This is a genomic window from Vibrio sp. 10N.222.55.C6, assembly GCF_041473395.1.
In the GTDB taxonomy this organism is placed as follows: Bacteria; Pseudomonadota; Gammaproteobacteria; order Enterobacterales; family Vibrionaceae; genus Vibrio; species Vibrio crassostreae_C.
In genome coordinates, this window is record NZ_JBFRSD010001021.1 from 1 (window position 1) to 553 (window position 553).

The following is a 553-nucleotide window of genomic DNA, read 5'->3' on the forward strand; positions in this document are numbered from 1 at the left end:
ACTGATCGCTGCAGTGATGCTTATTGTTGCTGCTATCGCTTTGCCAATCCAATTTATGATTAACCAATCAAACGTTACTGATAAATCTTCACAAGAAATCCAGCGTATAACCTCTGAATTAAGTGTGATATTGCAAGAACCTGTTTATGCATACGATAAGACACTGATACTTAATATCATTGAAGCGTATTCAAATAATGACGTAATCGCAAACATTCAAGTGCTCGATCAAAATAACAACATATTAGGTAGTGTTAATCCACGTGACATTGATGAATCCTCATCGATGGCTATTTCATGGGATTCATTGCCTATCGGTAAAGTTAATGTTGGTTTTAACCATGATGTGACGAATGCTAATTTAATGAACTCTATGCAACTTGCGATTAGTATTTTGCTTTGCATATTTATTGCTAGCCTGATTCTGATTTCCATAGTCCTCGATAGAAAAGTCGTCAGGCCCATCAAAAACATGGCTGATTCAATGAATGAAATTGCTTCTGGTGGAGGAGACCTCACTTCACGTGTTGCGGAAGTAGGCAATGATGAAGTC

The 553-nt window shown here is 37.4% G+C and carries 1 protein-coding gene; it reads left to right on the forward strand.

Annotated elements, in window-relative coordinates; translation table 11 throughout:
• Position 1 precedes the first annotated feature (1 nt).
• Positions 2-553: HAMP domain-containing protein (locus AB4486_RS27355; RefSeq protein ID WP_372119932.1), on the forward strand; the 552-nt coding region annotated here is incomplete at its 3' end.